At 70.9% G+C, this 2,250-nt stretch carries 3 protein-coding genes; 1 reads left to right on the forward strand and 2 read right to left on the reverse strand.

All coding sequences use genetic code 11. The features are described 5' to 3' along the window. Positions 1-332: DUF1275 family protein (locus tag MFF42_RS03870; RefSeq protein ID WP_238254573.1), on the reverse strand; the 332-nt coding region annotated here is incomplete at its 3' end. Positions 333-367: 35 nt separating this feature from the next. Further along, the gene (locus tag MFF42_RS03875; protein ID WP_238254574.1) at positions 368-1,363 is read right to left on the reverse strand and encodes a class I SAM-dependent methyltransferase; all 996 of its coding nucleotides are present in this window, start codon (positions 1,361-1,363) and stop codon (positions 368-370) included. 46 nt (positions 1,364-1,409) lie between these two features. On the opposite strand from MFF42_RS03875, the gene MFF42_RS03880 reads away from it, so the two are divergent. Next, positions 1,410-2,250, forward strand: an 841-nt coding sequence (locus MFF42_RS03880) for a ligase-associated DNA damage response exonuclease (protein WP_238254575.1), incomplete at its 3' end; no start/stop codon positions are given.

Consider the following 2,250-nt stretch of genomic DNA (forward strand, 5'->3'; position numbering starts at 1 on the left):
AGGAGCAGGCCGAGGGCGAACAGAACCGCCTGGATGATGAGCAGGACCGACAGCCGGAAGCGGCCGGCCCAGGCGGCGATCAGGGTGCCGAGGAAGGCGCCGAAGCAGAACAGGGCGATCACGCTGGCGAAGCGGGTCGTGCCGTCCCAGTCGAAGCCGGCCACGGCCGCGCCGAAGCGCGTGGTGTTGCCGCTCATGAACGACATGAAGAGCTGGGAGAATTCGAGGAAGCCGATCGAGTCGGCGGCGCCGGCGGTGCCGGCCAGCATCAATGCGAAGGGCACCCGCGTCACGGGACTTGCTGGAAAGGCCTTGTTCGACTCGTCAGCCATCGGGTCCCCTGATGTTGCTCCGCAGCACAACGGTATTACGGCTCGACGGTTGCCCCGATTTCACGCGCTCCGATCAAGTCTTTGTGCAGGATTAAGACGCGTCCTGGGACGTCCATTCGCCTCTGGCGCCGGATGGCGGCCGGGCGCATCTCGATGATGCTCAGGCCGGCCCGTTGCACCGCGGCCGTGAGGTAGGCGTCGGCGTGGGCGTAGCGGCCGTCGGCGCCGAGCACGACACCGGTCTCTTCAGCCTGCGGCGACTGGACGGTGAAGGCGGCGAACCCGCCGGGCCTCAGAGCGCGGGCCATGCCGCTGAGCGTCGGGGCGAGATCGCCGAGGTAGATGAAGACGTCCGCGGCCAGGATCAGGTCGGCCGAGGCGTCCGGTTCGCCGGCGAGGAAGGTGACGAGGTCGGCCTCGACCAGCCGCTGGTAGAGCCCGGTGCGGCCGGCCAAAGCCAGCATGGCGGGGGAGAGGTCGCAGCCCGCCAGATGCCCGACCCGGCCCGCGAGGGCGCGTCCCATCAACCCGGTGCCGCAGCCGAGATCGAGCACGTTCGGAAAGTGTTGCGGTGCAAAAGACGCGGATGCCTTCGGCATGGCATCGAGCGCCGCGACGATCAGCGCCGGCCCGCAATAGCCGAGCTCGTCCACGAGATGCCGCTCGAAGCGCGGGGCGTAGCCGTCGAACAGCGCGCGGATATAGGCCGGCGACATCGCCGCGCGCGCGTCGCCGCCAGCGAGCGCCACCTGGTGCAGGCGGCTGCCGAGCGCGTCCGCCGGGTCGAGCGCGAGCGCCCGCTCAAAGGCCGCGAGCGCCGCCTGCCGGTCGGCCTCGTCGCCGCTCTGCCCGAAGCGGGTTTCGCGGGCGCGGCCGAGCAGGAACCAGGCGGGCGCGTAGCCGGGCGCGAGATCGAGCGCCTGGCTAGCCATCTCCGCGGCCGCGTCGGGGTCGCCCTCGGCGAGGCAGGCCTCGGCATAGGCGTAGCGGCGGTCGGCGAGGAGATCGCCCGAGGAGCGTTGGCGGGACATGGCGCGTTTGCGGTGGTGTGAAACGATCCGCCCTATATCCCGGCCGATGTCGCAACGCGCCTCCGATCTCCTGACGCTCACCCGCGAGGGTCTCTATTGTCCGCTCGGGCGCTTCCACATCGATCCGACGCGGCCCGTCGAGCGGGCGCTGATCACCCACGGCCATGCCGACCATGCCCGCGCCGGCCACGGGACCGTGCTGGCGACGCCCGAGACGCTCCGGATCATGGCCGTGCGCTACGGCGAGGATTTCTGTGCCTCCCGCCAGGAGGCCCAACTCGGCGAGCGGATGCGCATCGGCGACGTCACCGTGTTCTTCGCACCCGCCGGCCACGTCCTCGGCTCGGCCCAGATCGCGATCGAGCGCGAGGGCAAGGGGCCGCGGCAGCGCATCGTCGTCTCGGGCGACTACAAGCGCGCGCCCGACCCGACCTGCCTCCCCTTCGAGGTGGTGCCCTGCGACGTGTTCATCACGGAAGCCACCTTCGGCCTGCCGGTGTTCCGCCACCCCGACACGCGGGGCGAGGTGCGCAAGCTGATCGAGTCGGTGACGCTGTTCCCGGAGCGCGCCCACATCGTCGGCGCCTACGCCCTCGGTAAGGCGCAGCGGGTGATGGCGCTGCTGCGCGAGGAGGGCTGGGACCGGCCGATCCACCTGCACGGGGCCATGGAGAAGCTGACCGAGCTGTACAAGCGGGAGGGCGTGCCGCTCGGCGAGACGCCGAAGGTGGTGGCCGCGGACCGGAAGGATCTGCACGGCGCCATCGTGCTCTGCCCCCCGTCCTCGATCCAGGATCTGTGGTCGCGCAAATTCCCCGATCCGGTCACCGCCTTCGCCTCGGGCTGGATGCGGGTGCGTGCCCGCGCCCGGCAGAAGGGCGTCGAGC

The organism is Methylorubrum podarium (assembly GCF_022179745.1).
Classification (GTDB): Bacteria; Pseudomonadota; Alphaproteobacteria; order Rhizobiales; family Beijerinckiaceae; genus Methylobacterium; species Methylobacterium podarium.

Bases quoted from the DNA above. Each gene is read 5' to 3' on its own strand.
- MFF42_RS03875 (WP_238254574.1), bottom strand. From the start codon at position 1,363: ATGTCCCGCCAACGCTCCTCGGGCGATCTCCTCGCCGACCGCCGCTAC.